This is a genomic window from Cellulosimicrobium sp. BMG9.23 (genome assembly GCF_059159985.1).
The window spans coordinates 171,992-186,987 of record NZ_JBZGBZ010000001.1; the positions used below are offsets into that span (position 1 = coordinate 171,992).

15 protein-coding genes are annotated in these 14,996 nt (G+C 73.2%); 10 read left to right on the top strand and 5 right to left on the bottom strand.

The features are described from left to right. The first annotated feature begins 128 nt into the window (after positions 1–128). Together AC4H2G_RS00625 and AC4H2G_RS00630 are read left to right on the top strand one after the other, a co-directional pair. On the top strand, positions 129–2,378 hold the full coding sequence (locus AC4H2G_RS00625; RefSeq protein ID WP_494363847.1) for a glycoside hydrolase family 127 protein: 2,250 nt from the start codon (positions 129–131) through the stop codon (positions 2,376–2,378). Beyond that, the gene (locus AC4H2G_RS00630; protein WP_494363848.1) at positions 2,375–4,396 is read left to right on the top strand and encodes an OmpL47-type beta-barrel domain-containing protein; all 2,022 of its coding nucleotides are present in this window, start codon (positions 2,375–2,377) and stop codon (positions 4,394–4,396) included. The genes AC4H2G_RS00625 and AC4H2G_RS00630 overlap by 4 nt, the downstream gene beginning before the upstream one ends. 98 nt (positions 4,397–4,494) lie before the next feature. Here AC4H2G_RS00630 and AC4H2G_RS00635 read toward each other — a convergent pair whose 3' ends face one another. Then, positions 4,495–5,391, bottom strand: a complete 897-nt coding sequence (locus AC4H2G_RS00635) for an SDR family NAD(P)-dependent oxidoreductase (protein ID WP_494363849.1) — start codon at positions 5,389–5,391, stop codon at positions 4,495–4,497. Positions 5,392–5,434: 43 nt separating this feature from the next. Between AC4H2G_RS00635 and AC4H2G_RS00640 the strand changes: the two genes are divergently transcribed. Then, a complete protein-coding gene (locus tag AC4H2G_RS00640; RefSeq protein WP_494363850.1) occupies positions 5,435–6,031 on the top strand; it encodes a TetR/AcrR family transcriptional regulator in 597 nt (198 codons plus the stop codon). 7 nt (positions 6,032–6,038) lie between these two features. On the opposite strand, the gene AC4H2G_RS00645 is transcribed toward AC4H2G_RS00640, so the two are convergent. Next, entirely contained in the window at positions 6,039–6,740 is a 702-nt protein-coding gene (locus AC4H2G_RS00645) for a potassium channel family protein (RefSeq protein WP_494364102.1), read from the bottom strand. A 128-nt stretch (positions 6,741–6,868) separates the two neighbouring features. Continuing rightward, complete coding sequence (locus AC4H2G_RS00650; RefSeq protein ID WP_494363851.1) at positions 6,869–8,245, bottom strand: TrkH family potassium uptake protein; 1,377 nt, start codon at positions 8,243–8,245, stop codon at positions 6,869–6,871. 108 nt (positions 8,246–8,353) lie between these two features. Here AC4H2G_RS00650 and AC4H2G_RS00655 point away from each other — a divergent pair, with 108 nt between their 5' ends. Together AC4H2G_RS00655 and AC4H2G_RS00660 are read left to right on the top strand one after the other, a co-directional pair. Then, positions 8,354–9,583, top strand: a complete 1,230-nt coding sequence (locus AC4H2G_RS00655; RefSeq protein WP_494363852.1) for an acetoin utilization protein AcuC — start codon at positions 8,354–8,356, stop codon at positions 9,581–9,583. A 199-nt stretch (positions 9,584–9,782) separates the two neighbouring features. After that, positions 9,783–9,881 (top strand): 30S ribosomal protein bS22, encoded by a 99-nt coding sequence (locus tag AC4H2G_RS00660; RefSeq protein WP_003792170.1) that lies wholly within the window; start codon positions 9,783–9,785, stop codon positions 9,879–9,881. Between the two features lie 301 nt (positions 9,882–10,182). Here AC4H2G_RS00660 and AC4H2G_RS00665 read toward each other — a convergent pair whose 3' ends face one another. Continuing rightward, positions 10,183–10,998: an HAD family hydrolase gene (locus tag AC4H2G_RS00665; protein WP_494363853.1), complete on the bottom strand. Its 816-nt coding sequence runs from the start codon at positions 10,996–10,998 to the stop codon at positions 10,183–10,185. Positions 10,999–11,046: 48 nt separating this feature from the next. On the opposite strand from AC4H2G_RS00665, the gene AC4H2G_RS00670 reads away from it, so the two are divergent. Together AC4H2G_RS00670 and AC4H2G_RS00675 are read left to right on the top strand one after the other, a co-directional pair. Next, entirely contained in the window at positions 11,047–11,337 is a 291-nt protein-coding gene (locus AC4H2G_RS00670) for a glutaredoxin family protein (RefSeq protein ID WP_494363854.1), read from the top strand. Between the two features lie 63 nt (positions 11,338–11,400). Beyond that, positions 11,401–12,072 carry a redox-sensing transcriptional repressor Rex gene (locus AC4H2G_RS00675; protein ID WP_463106123.1) on the top strand — a complete coding sequence of 224 codons (672 nt, stop codon included), beginning with the start codon at positions 11,401–11,403 and terminating at the stop codon, positions 12,070–12,072. 158 nt (positions 12,073–12,230) lie between these two features. Here the strand turns inward: AC4H2G_RS00675 and AC4H2G_RS00680 are convergent, their stop codons facing one another. After that, entirely contained in the window at positions 12,231–12,782 is a 552-nt protein-coding gene (locus tag AC4H2G_RS00680; RefSeq protein ID WP_494363855.1) for a YceI family protein, read from the bottom strand. A gap of 184 nt (positions 12,783–12,966) precedes the next feature. Here AC4H2G_RS00680 and AC4H2G_RS00685 point away from each other — a divergent pair, with 184 nt between their 5' ends. From AC4H2G_RS00685 to AC4H2G_RS00695, 3 genes are all read left to right on the top strand, one after another. Continuing rightward, the gene (locus tag AC4H2G_RS00685) at positions 12,967–13,470 is read left to right on the top strand and encodes a MarR family winged helix-turn-helix transcriptional regulator (RefSeq protein WP_494363856.1); all 504 of its coding nucleotides are present in this window, start codon (positions 12,967–12,969) and stop codon (positions 13,468–13,470) included. Between the two features lie 46 nt (positions 13,471–13,516). After that, complete coding sequence (locus AC4H2G_RS00690) at positions 13,517–14,188, top strand: histidine phosphatase family protein (protein WP_494363857.1); 672 nt, start codon at positions 13,517–13,519, stop codon at positions 14,186–14,188. A 106-nt stretch (positions 14,189–14,294) separates the two neighbouring features. Beyond that, complete coding sequence (locus tag AC4H2G_RS00695) at positions 14,295–14,918, top strand: TlpA family protein disulfide reductase (RefSeq protein WP_494363858.1); 624 nt, start codon at positions 14,295–14,297, stop codon at positions 14,916–14,918. Positions 14,919–14,996: the final 78 nt, after the last annotated feature.

Genomic DNA, 14,996 nt, shown 5'->3' on the forward strand with positions numbered 1-14,996 from the left:
CTTCCCTCGGCGCAAAACCTCCATCTCGCGAGCAAACCCCTGCACGAGCGTCGGAACGCGGGACTTCCCTCCTTGCCGCCGACGACGCTTCCACCACTCGACGACGAGTGAGAAGGAGCGAAGCAGACATGCCTGTGCACGACTCGACCTATTCGCGCCGGTCCGTCCTGCGGCTCGGCGCGCTGGCCGCCGGCGCGACCGCCGGTGCGGTCGCCCTCGCCGGGGGCGCCGCCGCGGCACCACCGGCCGTCCCCGCGGCGTTCGTCCCGACGACGCCACCCGTGAGCCGCGGCTTCCTGCGGTCCCTCGACCGGTCGATCACGCTCGACGGCTGGGCCGCCGAGCCGTTCTCGATGTCCGACGTGACGCTCGCGCCGAGCGTCGCGACGCGGTCCCAGGACCAGATGCTGCACCTGGCCCGCGTGTACCCGGTCGACCGGGTCCTCGCGGTGTTCCGGCGCAACGCGGGGCTCGACACGAGGGGCGCGAGCGCGCCGGGCGGCTGGGAGGGCTTCGGCCACGCCAACGAGCAGCCGTGGGGGCCCGACGACTACCCGGGCCGCGCGAACACCCAGACCGCCAACCTCCTGCGCGGCCACTACGGCGGGCACTTCCTGTCCATGGTGTCCCTCGCGTACGCGAGCACGGGGGAGACGGTCTTCCAGGACAAGGTGGACCAGATCGTGGCGGGCCTCGGCGAGGTCCAGACGGCGCTCGCGGACATGGGGCGGTTCAGCCACCCGGGCTTCCTCGCCGCCTACGGCGAGTGGCAGTTCAGCCAGCTCGAGAAGTACGCGCCCTACGGCGAGATCTGGGCGCCGTACTACACGTGCCACAAGATCATGGCCGGTCTCCTGGAGGCCTACCGCCTCGCGGGCTCGGACCAGGCGCTCGAGATCGCGACGTCGATGGCGGACTGGGTGCACGGCCGGCTCTCGGTGCTGCCGCAGGCCCAGCTCGACCGCATGTGGGGCATCTACATCGCGGGGGAGTACGGGGGCATGAACGAGGTGCTCGCCGACCTCGCGGCCATCACCGGCGACGACACATACGTCGCCACGGCCCGGCTGTTCGACCTCAACACGCTCGTCGACGCGAGCGCGGCGGGCACGGACACCCTCAACGGCAAGCATGCGAACCAGCACATCCCGCAGTTCCCGGGCTACCTCAAGGTCCACGACCTCACGGGCGAGCAGCGGTACCTCGACGCGGTCGAGGGGTTCTGGGGCATGGTCGTGCCCGGGCGCACCTACGCGCACGGCGGCCACGGCGAGGGCGAGCTGTTCGGCCCGCCGAACACGGTCGCGGGCGACATCGGCGCGCGCAACGCCGAGACGTGCGGCACGTACAACATGCTCAAGCTGAGCCGCCTGCTGTTCTTCCACACGCTCGACCCGAAGTACATGGAGTACTACGAGCGCGGCCTGCTCAACCAGATCGTCGGGTCGAAGAAGAACACGCAGTCGGACACGAACCCCGACGTCACCTACATGTACGGCGTCAACCCCGGCACGCGTCGCGAGTACGGCAACACCGGCACGTGCTGCGGCGGGACCGGGCTCGAGAACCACGTGAAGTACCGGGACTCCGTCTACTTCCGCACGGTCGGCGGCAGCGCGCTGTACGTCAACCTCTACCTCGCGTCGACGCTCGCGTGGGAGGAGAAGGGATTCGAGGTCGTCCAGGAGACGCAGTACCCGAAGGTCGGGTCGAGCCGCCTCACGGTGAACGGGTCGGGGCAGCTCGACCTGCGCCTGCGCGTGCCCGGCTGGGTGCGCAAGGGCTTCACGGTGCGGGTCAACGGCGCGGTGCAGGACCTCGACGCCGTGCCCGGGACCTATCTGAGCGTCTCGCGCTCGTGGGCGCCCGGCGACGTCGTCGAGATCGACATGCCGCTGAGCATCCGCGCGGTGCCGACGATCGACAACCCCGCGATCCAGAGCATCGAGAACGGGCCCAGCGTGCTGCTCGCGCGCAGCGCGTCGCGCGAGTACCTCAAGCTCTCGCTCTACGCCCACCTGGGTCTCGACGGCACGCTCGACGGCGCGTTCACGGACCTCGGCGACGGGTACTTCCGGCTCGGCAGCACCACGTTCGAGCCCGCGTGGTCGGGCGACGACACCCAGTACCACATGTACGTCGAGCGGTCCGAGCCGCGCGTCGTCTTCGCGGGCCTGGACAGCGGCGTGACGAACGCGCAGCGCGCGAACGGCACGTCGTTCCTGGACGTGGTCTGGGGCGACGGCGGGTTCGCGGACCGCGCGGCCTTCCTCGCGACGGTGCAGCGCACGGTCGAGCAGTTCACCGCGGACGGCCTCCTGAGCCGCCGCGACGGGCAGAGGATCCTGGTCACGGCGGGGAAGGCGAGGCTGGCATGAGCGCGCGACGCAGCATCTCATCGGGCGGTGCGGACGGGACCGTGCTGATCCCCCTCGGCGGCCCGAAGGCCGGTCCGCCGCGTGCCCGACGTCGCGTCGTCGCCACGGTCGCGGCGCTCGCCCTCGTGGTCACGGGCGCGGGCGTCGGTGCCTGGGCCGCGGCAGGCGAGCCGGCCGACGGCCTCGTCGCCGCGGCGGAGGCCGAGCCGTCGAACGTGGCGCTCCTCGGGACGCCGGAGGCGAGCTACACGGCGTCCTGGAACAAGGTCGAGGCCGTGAACGACGGCGCCGGCGTGAGCCAGGGCGGCGCGCACGACGCGACCTGGGCGACGTGGAGCGGCGACCGGCCGGCGTCGCAGTGGCTCGAGTACTCGTGGCCCGCGCCGGTCACCGTGGACCGCTCGGTGCTCCGGTTCTGGTCCGACGGCACCGAGGCGAACGGCGACAACGTGCGCGTCCCGGCGTCCTGGACGATCCAGTACTGGGACGAGGACGCGGGCGCGTTCGTCGACCTCCCGAACCCCAGCGGCTTCCCGACGGCGCGCCTCGAGACCAACGAGACGACGTTCGACGCGGTGACGACGACGCGCGTGCGCGCGACGTTCCAGGCGCTGCAGGGCACGACCTCGACGAGCTACTCCGCCGTCGGGGTCTCGGAGTGGGAGCTGTGGGGCACGGGCGGCGTCGAGGAGCCGGATCCCGTCGACCCCAACGGTCCGATCGACCACTCGCCGGTCCACATCCCGACCGACGTCGGCGTGCTGCCCGACCTCCCCGCGGAGATCGACGCGATCTTCACGGACGGGCGTGTCGAGACCGTGGACGTCGACTGGGAGGACGTCACGGTCGAGGACGTGGCCGCGCCCGGCGCGTTCGACGTGAGCGGCACGTCGCCCGCGCTCGTCGAGCCCGTGAGCGGGACCGTGCACGTGCGCGACGGCGACCCGGGCGAGATCGCCGCGGTCGACTACGTGAGCGTCGTGACGCTCGCGGGCACGGCGCCGGTGCTCCCCGCGACCGTGACCGCCGCGTACGAGGACGCGTCGAAGGACAGCCGCATCCCGGTGACCTGGGAGGCGGTCGACCCGGCGGACTACGCCGAGCCCGACGGCCTGTTCTTCGTGGCGGGCGACGTCGAGGGCACGGACCTCGCGGCCGAGGCGACGGTGTTCGTCCTCGCGCCCGACACGGGCGAAGACACCACGCCGCCCACGGTCGTCGTCTCGGCCCAGCCCGGCCCCGCGACGTCGGGCTGGTACGTGGACGCCCCGACGGTCACGGTCGTCGCGACGGACAACCGCGACGCGAGCCCGGTCGTGGAGGTCGCGGTCGACGGCGGTGCGTGGGCCGCCTACGACGGCCCGTTCACGCTCGACGACGGCGAGCACACCGTCGCGGTACGGGCGACCGACGACACGGGCAACGTGGGCGAGGGCACGCGCGACCTGCGGGTCGACACCGTCGCGCCCGCCACGACCGCGACGGTGCGCGACCTCGGCACGAGCGTCGAGATCACGCTCGCGGCGACCGACGCGGGCTCGGGCGTGGACAAGATCCAGTGGGAGGGCCCGGGCACGTTCTGGGGCACCTACTCGGAGCCGTTCACGCGCGCGCTCACCGAGGAGGAGCAGGTCATCGAGTTCGCGGCGACCGACGCGGCGGGCAACGAGGAGGTGCGCGGGCAGGTGGTCCTGCCGGCGCTCGGCGCCGAGCCGTCGATCGACCTCGCCGTCGAGGCGACGCCGCGCTGCCTCGCGGGCAAGGCCTACGTGGCCGTACGCGCGACGAACACCTCAGGTGGCGTCGTGGACGGGCCCGTCGACGTGACTTTGTCGACTCCCTATGGCCAGAAGACGTTCGCCGACGTCGCGCCGGGACGGGCGGCGTACCAGTCGTTCGCGGTGCGCGCCGTGTCGGCCCCCGCGGGCACCGTCACGGTGACGGGCAGCGCGACGGTCGACGGCGAGGAGGTGAGCACCACTCTGGAGGCCGCGTTCGACGCCGTCGACTGCGGCTGACCGTCACCGCCACAGACCCCCGGGCGGCGTGCCGGCGTCGCTCGGGTCCCTGCCCGGCCCGTACCCCTCGGGGTGCGGGCCGGGTCTCGTCGTGCGCGTCACGCGACGGCTGCACGTCGGCGCTCGACGAGCGCGAGGGTGTCGTCGTAGAGCCTGCGGGCGACGTCCTCGTCGTGGCTCGCGGCGGAGGACGGCACGACCCGCCCGCCGCTGACATACACGCCGGTCGGGACGCGCCGGCTGCCGTCGGCGAGCGCAGCGAGGTGCCGGGAGGACGCCGCGGGCGTCGTGACGCGGGGGAGCACGGCGAGCAGGGGGCCGACGCCGCGCCACACAGTCCGGAACCACGTCGGCTGGTGCCGCACCAGGCCGGTGCCGGGCATGAGCCCGGGGTCGTAGGCCACGACCGTGGTACGCGGCGAGCGTCGCGCGATCTCGTACGCCGTGAGGACGTTCGCGAGCTTCGACGTGGGGTAGCGCCGCAGGGACGCGGTGATGCCGGGTGTCGGAGGCCGCACCAGGTCGTCCAGGACCACGGGGAGCGGTTCGGGCATCCCGGTGCGCTGCGCGGGGTCGTGCGTCCCGGACGACGTGACGACGAGACGGTCGACGCGTGCCGCCGCACGCAGACGTTCCCAGAGCTGGACGTGGCCGACGTGGTTGACCGCGATGGTGATCTCGAGCCCGTCGGGCGTGGTCGTCGGCTCGGACACCTGGGTGCCGGCGTTGAGGAGGACGGCCCCGAGGTGGTCGCCCGCGCGAGCGAGGATCTGGTCCGCGGCACGATCGACCGAGGCCGGTGACGCGAGGTCGAGGACGACCCCGCTCGCCCCTGTGGTCTCGGCGGCGCGAGCGACCCCGATGGGGCGTGTCCCCGTGAGGACGACGGGGTGGCCTGCTCGCACGAGCCGACCGGCGGTGCGGAGGCCGACGCCGCTCGTCCCTCCGGTGATCACGACGGGAGCGGGCTCCGGGGAAGTGGCATCGGGTGTCATGTGGCACACAGTGTCATATGTCTCGCTGTGACACAATGCCTCCATGAGCGAGACCGACGAGGCGGCGCCCGGGTCGCTGCGGGCCCGCAAGCTCGCCCGCAGCCGCGAGGAGGTGGCCGACGCCGCGTGGCGACTGTTCCTCGAGCGTGGGTACGACGCCGTGACGGTCGCAGACATCGCCGACGCCGCCGGCGTCGCACGTCGCACGGTGCACCGGTACGTCGCGGTGAAGTCCGACCTCGTCTTCGGGCACGAGGAGGCGATCCTCGGCGTCGTCGACGACGCCCTCGCCGCGGCCGCGCCCGACGACCCGCCGCGGGACGTCCTGGTCCGCGCCCTGCGCGCTCTCGCCGAGCGGTGGCCGACGAGCCGCTCCGAGGCCGTGGCCCGCGCGCAGGTGATCGCCGGTTCGGCCGAGCTCGTGGAGCGCGACCTCGCGAAGCGTGCCCGGATGCGCGAGCTGGTCGCGGACTCGCTCCGGCGGGCGCTGCCCGGCGTCGCGCCGCTCGAGGCCGCGCTGTGGGCCGAGGTCGGGATCGCGGCCTTCTACCTCGCCTACGACGAGTGGGCGGCCGGGCGCGCGACGCTCCCGAGGGCGCTCGCGGAGGTCCTCGGGCACCTCGGCGTCGCCGCCCGCTGACCGACCGTCACGGGCGCGCGGCGAACCTCTCGAGCAGCTCGGCGTGCCCGGACACGATGAGGAGGTCGTTCGCGCTGATGCGGGTCTCGGGCGTGGCGTAGAGGAACTCCTCGCCGGGGGACTTCACGCCGATCACGGTGACGCCGTAGCGCTCGCGCACCTTGGACTGCGCGAGCGTGAAGCCCTGCACCTCCTTCGGGGGGCGCATCTTGACGATCGTGAATCCGTCCTCGACCTCGATGTAGTCGAGCAGCTTGCCGGAGACCAGGTGCGCGACGCGCGCCCCGGCGTCCGCCTCGGGGAAGACGACGTGGTGCGCGCCGATGCGCTGGAGGATGCGGCCGTGCTCGGCGGAGATCGCCTTGGCCCAGATCTGCGGCGTCCCCAGGTCGACGAGGTTGCCCGTGATGAGCACGCTCGCCTCGAGCGACGTCCCGACGCCCACGACGGCGACGGGGAAGTCGCGCGCCCCGAGCTGCTCGAGCGCGACGGGGTTCGACGCGTCGGCCTCGACGAGCGGGATCTGACCGCTCCACTGCGCCACGAGGTCGGGGTCGCGCTCCACGGCGAGCACGTCCTGGCCGAGCCTGTCGAGCGTCACCGCGATCGCGGTGCCGAACCGGCCGAGGCCGACGACGAGCACGCCGGCGTCCTTGCGGGGTGCTCTCGCCTCGTCGCGCCGCGCCCGCTCGGAGCGACCTCGCTCCACGATGCGCCGGGCGACGGGGTCGGCCGGGAGGCGGTCGTCGGCGTTCGCCGGGAAGAGGGGGTCGGTCACGGTACGGCCTTCCTGGGGGTGGAGTCGTCGTCGAAGCGTAGGCCTGCGCGGCAGGGACATCAGCCGATGATCGGCCGCTCCTCGGGGTAGCGGACGATGCGGCGTCGGTCCCGCAGGGCGAGCGCGGCGGCAAAGGTGATCGTTCCCGTGCGGCCGATGAACATCAAGGCGACGAGCACGTACTTCCCGGCGTCGGGGAGCGTCGGCGTGATCCCGGTGCTGAGGCCGACGGTCGCGAACGCGGAGATCGTCTCGAAGAGGATGACATCGAGGGACAGGCCCGTGATCTCCAGCAGGAGCAGGCTCGAGAGGAGGACCGCCGTCGCGCCGACGAAGGACACGGCCACCGCGAGGCGGAGCGTCTCGCGCGGGATGCGGCGGCCGAACGCTTCCATGTCCCGGTCTCCCCGGGCCTCGGAGACGATGGCGATAAGCATGACGGCGAGCGTCGTGACCTTGATGCCGCCCGCGGTGGACGCGGACCCGCCGCCGACGAACATCAGCGCGTCCGTGATGAGCCAGCTCGCCTCGTGCATCTGTCCGGTGTCCACGGTGGAGAACCCGCCGGAGCGGGGCATGACCCCCGCGAACAACGACGCCAGGAGCTTCTCGCCCCAGGACAAGGGCCCGAGCGTCCCCTCGTTGCCCCACTCGAGCGCCGCGAACAGCACCGTCCCGACGACCACCAGGGCGGCACTCATGGTCAGGGTCAGCTTGGTGTGGAGGCTCCACTTCGCGGCGCGGCGTCGGTTGCGCAGGACGTTGAGGATGACGGGGAACCCGAGCGAGCCGATGAACACCCCGAGGATGATCGGCAGGCACAGCATCCAGTCCCCGACGTAGGGCATGAGGCCTTGCTCGGTCGGGATGAAGCCCGCGTTGTTGAACGCCGAGATGCCGTAGAAGATCCCGTGCCACGCGGCCTCGCCGAAGGACTCCTCGAGCACGATGAACCGCGGCAGGAGCAGGAGCGCGATGAGCAGCTCGAGCGACGTCGAGGTGATGATGACGACGCGCACGAGCGAGCCGACCTCGCCGAGCCGCGTCGTCTTCGTCTCCGACGCCGTGAGGAGCTTCTGCGTCAGCCCGATCCGGCGCGAGACCGCCATGCCGAGGATGGACGCGAGCGTCATGACCCCGAGGCCGCCGACCTTGATGCCGACGAGGATGACGACCTGGCCGTAGAACGACCAGTACGTGCCCGTCGGCACGACGACGAGGCCCGTCACGCACACGGCCGACGTCGCGGTGAAGAGCGCGTCGACGAACGACGCCGAGCGACCCGACGCGGTCGCCCACGGCGCCAGCAGGAGCGCCGTGAACAACGCGATGACCGCCGCGAAGACCGTCACGGCGAGCCGGGCGGGGGACTGGCGGGCGAGGCGGTCGACGATCTCGCGACCCATGTAGAGGCGACCGGTCAGCCCTGACGGCATCGGTCCCCCCAGCCGTTCGAGCCCGCAGGCTTCGGTCGCACCACGAGCGCAACTCTGCCACGCGACCCGGGGTGCGTCATGTCGCCCCACCGGGCGATACCGTGAGCCATGCCCAGCACCGAGCCGACGCCGCCGCGAGCCGCGGAGGCGGTCGCCGACGCCGGACCCCGCCGTGCGCACGTCGTCTGGGGGCCCGAGCTGCTCGGCTACGACTTCGGACCGGGCCATCCCATGGCGCCGACCCGGCTCGACCTGACGATGCGGCTCGCGCGCGACCTCGGCCTCCTCGACGGCGCGCACGTCGACGTGGTCGGCCCGGCTCCGGCCGACGACGCCGTGCTCGCGCTCGTCCACGACGCCGCGTACGTCGCCGCGGTCCGGGCGGCGTCGGACCACGGCACGACCGACCCGCACCGCGGGCTCGGCACGGAGGACGACCCGGTCTTCCCGGGGATGCACGAGGCGGCGGCGCGGATCGTCGGCGGCTCGTGCGCCGCGGCCGACGCGATCGCCTCGGGGGCCGCCCTGCACGCGGTCAACGTCGCGGGCGGCATGCACCACGCGAAGCCCGGCGCGGCGTCGGGGTTCTGCGTGTACAACGACGCCGCGGTCGCGATCCGGCGCCTGCGCGCGCAGGGCGTCGGGCGCGTCGCGTACGTCGACCTCGACGCGCACCACGGGGACGGCGTCGAGGAGGTGTTCTGGGACGACCCCGACGTGCTCACCGTGTCCGTGCACCAGAGCGGCGCGACCCTGTTCCCGGGGACCGGCCACGCGACCGACGTCGGTGGTCCGGGTGCCGAGGGCACCGCGGTCAACGTCGCGCTCCCGCGCCGGACCGACGGCGCCCGGTGGCTGCGCGCGGTCGACGCCGTCGTGCCGCCGGTGCTGCGCGCGTTCCGCCCCGACGTGCTCGTCACGCAGCACGGGTGCGACGCCCACGGCGACGACCCCCTGTCCGACCTCGACGTGTCCGTCGCCGCGCAGCGCACGGCGGCGGCCCGGATGCACGAGCTCGCGCACGAGCTGACGGGCGGGCGGTGGCTCGCGCTCGGCGGCGGGGGCTACGCGATCGCGCGCGTCGTGCCCCTCGTGTGGTCGGCGGTCCTGGGGGAGGTGGTCCACGCCCCCGTGCCGGCCGACCGCGAGCTGCCCGCGCCGTGGCGCGAGCTCGTCGCCGACGTCGCGGGCTACGACGCGCCGCCGTCGTTCGGCCCGGACGTCGACTGGCGTCCCTGGGCCGCCGGTTTCGATCCCGACGACGCCGTCGACCGCGCCGTGCTCGCGACCCGGCGGGCCGTCTTCCCCCACCTCGGCCTCGACCCGCACTTCGACTGACGGCCCGCGTTCGAGGCCACCGGCGCGAGCAGGTAGGCTAAGGGGCGGATTTCTCTCGTGTTGGTCGGCTCGTGGTCCACGAAACCTGATCAACCGTGGACCACACGGCAGTCGCTCGACCGGTTCGGATCGTTCCGTCGCCGGCCGCCGCCCGCCGACCAGCTGCCGACCAGCACCGATCAAGCATTGCGAGGACCGTATGGGCTCCGTCATCAAGAAGCGCCGCAAGCGTATGGCCAAGAAGAAGCACCGCAAGCTGCTGCGCAAGACGCGCCACCAGCGTCGTAACAAGAAGTGACGTCGCGCGCGTCCTGACGCGCGCCGACCGCCGAGCCCGGCACCCCGACGAGGGGTGACCGGGCTCGCTGCGTGCCACCAGTCGTCCGATGGAGCCGTCCGCCCAGGGTGACGGGCACGAGGTGGGGCGGCGGAGGGTGCGCCCGACATGGTGACGAACAGGACGAGGGGGCGGCGTGGGGGTGTGCGCCCGACCGTGGCGTGCCTGGCGGGAGCGTCGCGAGGGACGAGCGGCGCGGATGGTAGGTCGGGCGCACACCCCCACGCCGCCCCCGGAGACGACCCCAGCCGCGCGACGACCGTCAGAGCCGCGCGATCCGCCGGTCGACGGCGCGCCGCACGGACCGCAGCACGAGCGCCCCCGCCCACACGGCGCCCGCCCAGCTCGCGGTGCGGACGCCGCTGCGGGCGACGCGTCGCCGTCGGCCACGGAACTCGCGGATGGGCCAGCCGACGTCCTGAGCGTGCCGACGCAGCCGCGCGTCGGGGTTGATGGGGCACGGGTGCCCGACCGCGTTCATCATCGCGACGTCGTTGAGCGAGTCGCCGTAGGCGTAGGAGGCCTCGAGGTCGATGCCCTCGCGCTCGGCGAGGGCGCGCACGGCGTCGGCCTTCGCGCGACCGTGCATGAGGTCGCCGACGAGCCGGCCGGTGTAGAAGCCGTCCTCGTGCTCCGCGATGGTCCCGAGGGCCCCGGTGGTGCCGAGCCGTCGCGCGATGAGCTCGCCGATCTCGACGGGCGTCGCGGACACGAGCCACACCTGGTTGCCCGCGGCGAGGTGCTCGTCGAGGAGCCGGCGCGTGCCGGGGTAGATGCGCAGCGAGAGGACGGTGTCGTAGACCTCCTCGCCGATCGCGGTGATCTCGGCGACGGAGCGACCGGCGATGAGGTCGAGCGCGCGGGACCGGATGCGGTCGATCTGCTTGCGGCTCTCGCCCAGGAGGAGGTAGCGCGCCTGGTGCGCGGCGAACCGGACGAGGTCCGTGGTGGAGAAGAACTCCCGGCGGTACAGCGCCTGGGCGAGGTGGAACGAGGACGCGCCCCGGATGATCGTGTTGTCGACGTCGAAGAACGCCGCCGTGCGGCGGGCGGGCGGCTGCCCGGGGGACGTCGGCATGCCGTCCACTCTATCGGCGCCCGTGGGACGTGCCTCTACCCTGGGACGGTGAGTGCCGCTCAGCCGTCCGTGCCCGTCCTGCTGTACGGCCGTGCCGGGTGCCACCTGTGCGACGACGCACGGGCCGTCGTCGCACAGGTGTGCGACGGCGCGGGCGTGGCGTGGGCGGAGGTGGACCTCGACGACCCGGCGACGGACCCGGCGGTGCGCGAGCAGTACGGCGAGTACGTCCCGGTCGTCACGGTGGCCGGGGTGCAGCAGGGGTTCTGGCGCGTCGACGCGCGTCGGCTGGCGCGTGCGGTGGGACGGATTTCGGGCGCGCGCCCGGACCTGGGATGATCGGCACCGGGTACGCACGAGCGACCGTCGACGAGGACGGTCCCGGGACGACGGTGGTGGCAGGTGGCTGAGCAGTTTGTCGGTGAGGTGACGGTCCCGGGGATCCCGAGCGCCACGGTGGCGCGGCTCCCCTCCTACCTGCGTGCGCTGCGCGACCTCGTCGCGCGCGGGGTGACGACGACGTCGTCGGTCGAGCTCGCGGAGCTGTCGGGCGTGGGCCCGGCGCAGCTGCGCAAGGACCTCTCGTTCCTGGGGTCGTTCGGTACGCGCGGCGTGGGTTACGACGTCGACTCGTTGGCGCAGTACATCACCGAGGCGCTCGGGCTGGTGGACGAGCACCGGATCGCGATCGTCGGGATCGGCAACCTCGGGCACGCGCTCGCGAACTACTCGGGGTACGAGCAGCGCGGCTTCCACGTCGCGGCCCTGCTGGACGCCTCGCCCGAGGTGGTCGGGACGCGCGCGGCGGGGATCGTCGTCGAGCACGTGGACGCGCTCGAGGACGTGGTGGCCCGGGAGCACGTGACGATCGTCGTCCTCGCCACGCCGGCGGCGCACGCGCAGGCCGTGACGGACCGCGTCGTCGCCGCGGGCGTCAAGGAGATCCTCAACTTCGCGCCGCGTGCGCTCCAGGTGCCGGCGGACGTCGACGTGCGCGGGGTGGACGTGGGCAGCGAGCTGCAGATCCTCGCGTTCCACTCCCAGGCGCGCGCGCTCGCGGCAGCCGACCGCTGACCGCTCGGCCCGTCCGCCGGACCGCGTCCGGGGGACGACGAGAGGCCGCGTGCTGGGGGAGCACACGGCCTCTCGCGCCGCCCCGGGGGGAAAGGGCGGCTGACCGCGCCGACCGTGCCGGTCAGGGGACGGCAGGTCGGCAGCGGTGGTCGGTCGGGTCAGGCCTGCTTGATGGCCGAGACGTCGAGCGTGATCTTGATCTTGTCGCCGACCAGCACGCCGCCGGTCTCGAGCGCGGCGTTCCAGGTGAGGTCGAACTCCTTGCGGGAGATCTCCGTCTTCGCCTCGAACCCGGCGCGCGCGTTGCCGAACGGGTCGGTCGCGGTGCCGGCGAACTCTGCCTCGAGCTCGACCGGCTTGGTCACGCCGTTGATGGTGAGGTCACCGGTGATGACGTAGTCGTCGCCGTCGCCCTGGATGCTGCGCGACGCGAAGGTCCACGTCGGCTTGTTCTCGGCGTCCCAGAAGTCGGCGCTGCGCAGGTGGTTGTCGCGGTTCGCGTCGCCGGTGCTGACCGAGGCGGCGTCGAGCTCGGCGGAGACCGTCGAGGAGTCGAGGTCGTCGCCGACCGCGATCGTCCCGCCGGTGATCGCGAGGGTGCCGCGCACCTTCGAGATGCCGGCGTGGCGGACGGTGAAGGCGGCCTGCGAGTGCGAGGCGTCGATGGCGTAGGTGCCGGCGGTGAGGCCGGAGGGCAGCGGCGTGGCCATGGTGGCTCCTTCAGATCGGTCGTGTGCCTCGCGGGGTTCCGCGAGGAAGTCCATTGGTTGAAGATTCAACCACAGTCGCCGGTATCAACGCGACCCCGTGCACGGTCTATTCCCGGTGGATGGAAGAATTGTCAGGACACCCCACCGAGCCACCCGAGGACCGGATGCACAGCCCGAGGACCGCATGAGCAGCCAGCACGTCTCCAGCACCGCAGCGACACGGCTCGAGCCGCGCTGGCTCGACGCCGAGCAGCAGCAGCACTGGCGCGCCTATCTCGACGGCACGGTGCGCTTCATCGAGGCGCTGAGCCGTGACCACGAGGAGCGCTCCTCGGTCTCGCTCAACGAGTACGAGCTCCTCGTCCGGCTCTCCGAGAGCCCGGACCACACCCTGCGCATGTCCGCGCTCGCCGACGGTCTCGCACGCTCCCGGAGCCGCGTGACCCACACGGTCGCACGCATGGAGGCGCGCGGCCTCGTGCGCCGGTCGGCGAGCGTCGGCGACCGGCGAGGGGTGAACTGCGCGATGACGCCGGAGGGTTACGACGCCCTCGTGGCGGCCGCTCCGGCGCACGTCGCGGCCGTGCGCCGCTACATGGTGGACGTCCTCACGCCGGAGCAGTTCCGCGCGCTCGGCGAGGCGATGGCGTCGGTCGCCGAGGCGTGCAAGGCGGACGACGACGCCTGACGGCCGCGGGAGGCCCGCCGGGCCGGCCATCGCCGATACTGGACCCATGGTCTCCACCACGGTCCACCTGCTGCGTCACGGCGAGGTCCACAACCCCGACGGCATCCTGTACGGCCGCATCACCGGCTACCACCTGTCCGAGCGCGGGCACGAGATGGCGCGCCGTGTCGCCGCGCACCTCGCGGGCGAGCCCGGGCCCGACGGCGCGTCCCGGCCGCGCGCCGACGTCACCGTCGTCGTCGCCTCCCCGCTGCAGCGGGCGCAGGAGACGGCGACGCCCGCGGCGGACGCGTTCGGCGTCGAGCTCGGCACCGACGAGCGGCTCATCGAGGCGGCCAACCACTTCGAGGGCATGACGTTCGGCGTCGGGGACGGGTCGCTGCGCCACCCCCAGCACTGGCGGTATCTCTGGAACCCCCTGCGTCCGTCCTGGGGCGAGCCGTACGTCGAGCAGGTCGCGCGCATGCGCGCCGCGGTCGAGGACGCACGCGACAAGGCGGCCGGGCACGAGGCCCTGCTCGTGAGCCACCAGCTGCCCGTGTGGCTCACGCGGCTCGGCTACGAGAACCGGCGGCTGTGGCACGACCCGCGCAAGCGCCAGTGCGCGCTCGCGTCGCTCACGTCCCTGACGTTCGAGGACGACCGCCTCGTGGGGATCCACTACTCCGAGCCCGTCGCGGACCTCCTCCCGGGGGCCTCGCAGGTCGCCGGGGCGTGACGTCGGTCATGCCGCGTCGCGTCGGCGCCCGTTCTGCCCGGTTCGCCGGGCGCTCTCCCAGCGCCCGCTCAGGTTCGAGCGAGAGGGTTCGACCCGTGATGCCGTCGTGACCGCCCGTCCTCGCGCCCGCGCGCTCGTCGCGACAGGGTTCGCCCTCGTCGCCGCGACGACCCTCTCGGCGTGCGCCCAGGACTCCGGTGCGACGACCGACGTCGTGGGCCAGGGCTACGTCTCCGGCGACGGGTCCGTGCGCACCTGGGACACCGACGACCGTGGCGAGCCCGTCGCCCTCACGGGCACGGACTACGAGGGCGGGGCCGTCGACACGAGCGCGTGGCTCGGCGACGTCGTGGTCCTCAACACCTGGTACGCGGCGTGCGCGCCGTGCCGCGCCGAGGCCCCGGACCTCGTGGAGCTCGCGAACGACCGCGAGGCCGACGGCGTCCGCGTCGTCGGGATCAACACGACCGACGAGGCGGGGGCCGCCCAGGCGTTCCAGCGCACGTTCGAGGTGCCCTACCCGTCGATCGACGACCGCAGCGGCGAGGTCGTCGCGGCGCTCTCGGGCACCGTGCCGCTGCAGGCCGTGCCGTCCACCGTCGTGCTCGACCGCGAGGGACGGGTCGCCGCGCGCGTCATCGGCCTCGTGGAGGGCACGACGCTCGGCGCGCTCGTCGACGACGTGCTCGCCGAGGACCCGGACGGGTCCTCGGGCGAGGCGGCCGGCTGACCGTGTCCCCTCTCTCGTCGCTCGCGCCGGCCGTGCCTCTCGGCACGTCGCTCGCCGCCGACGTCGGCGACACGTTCG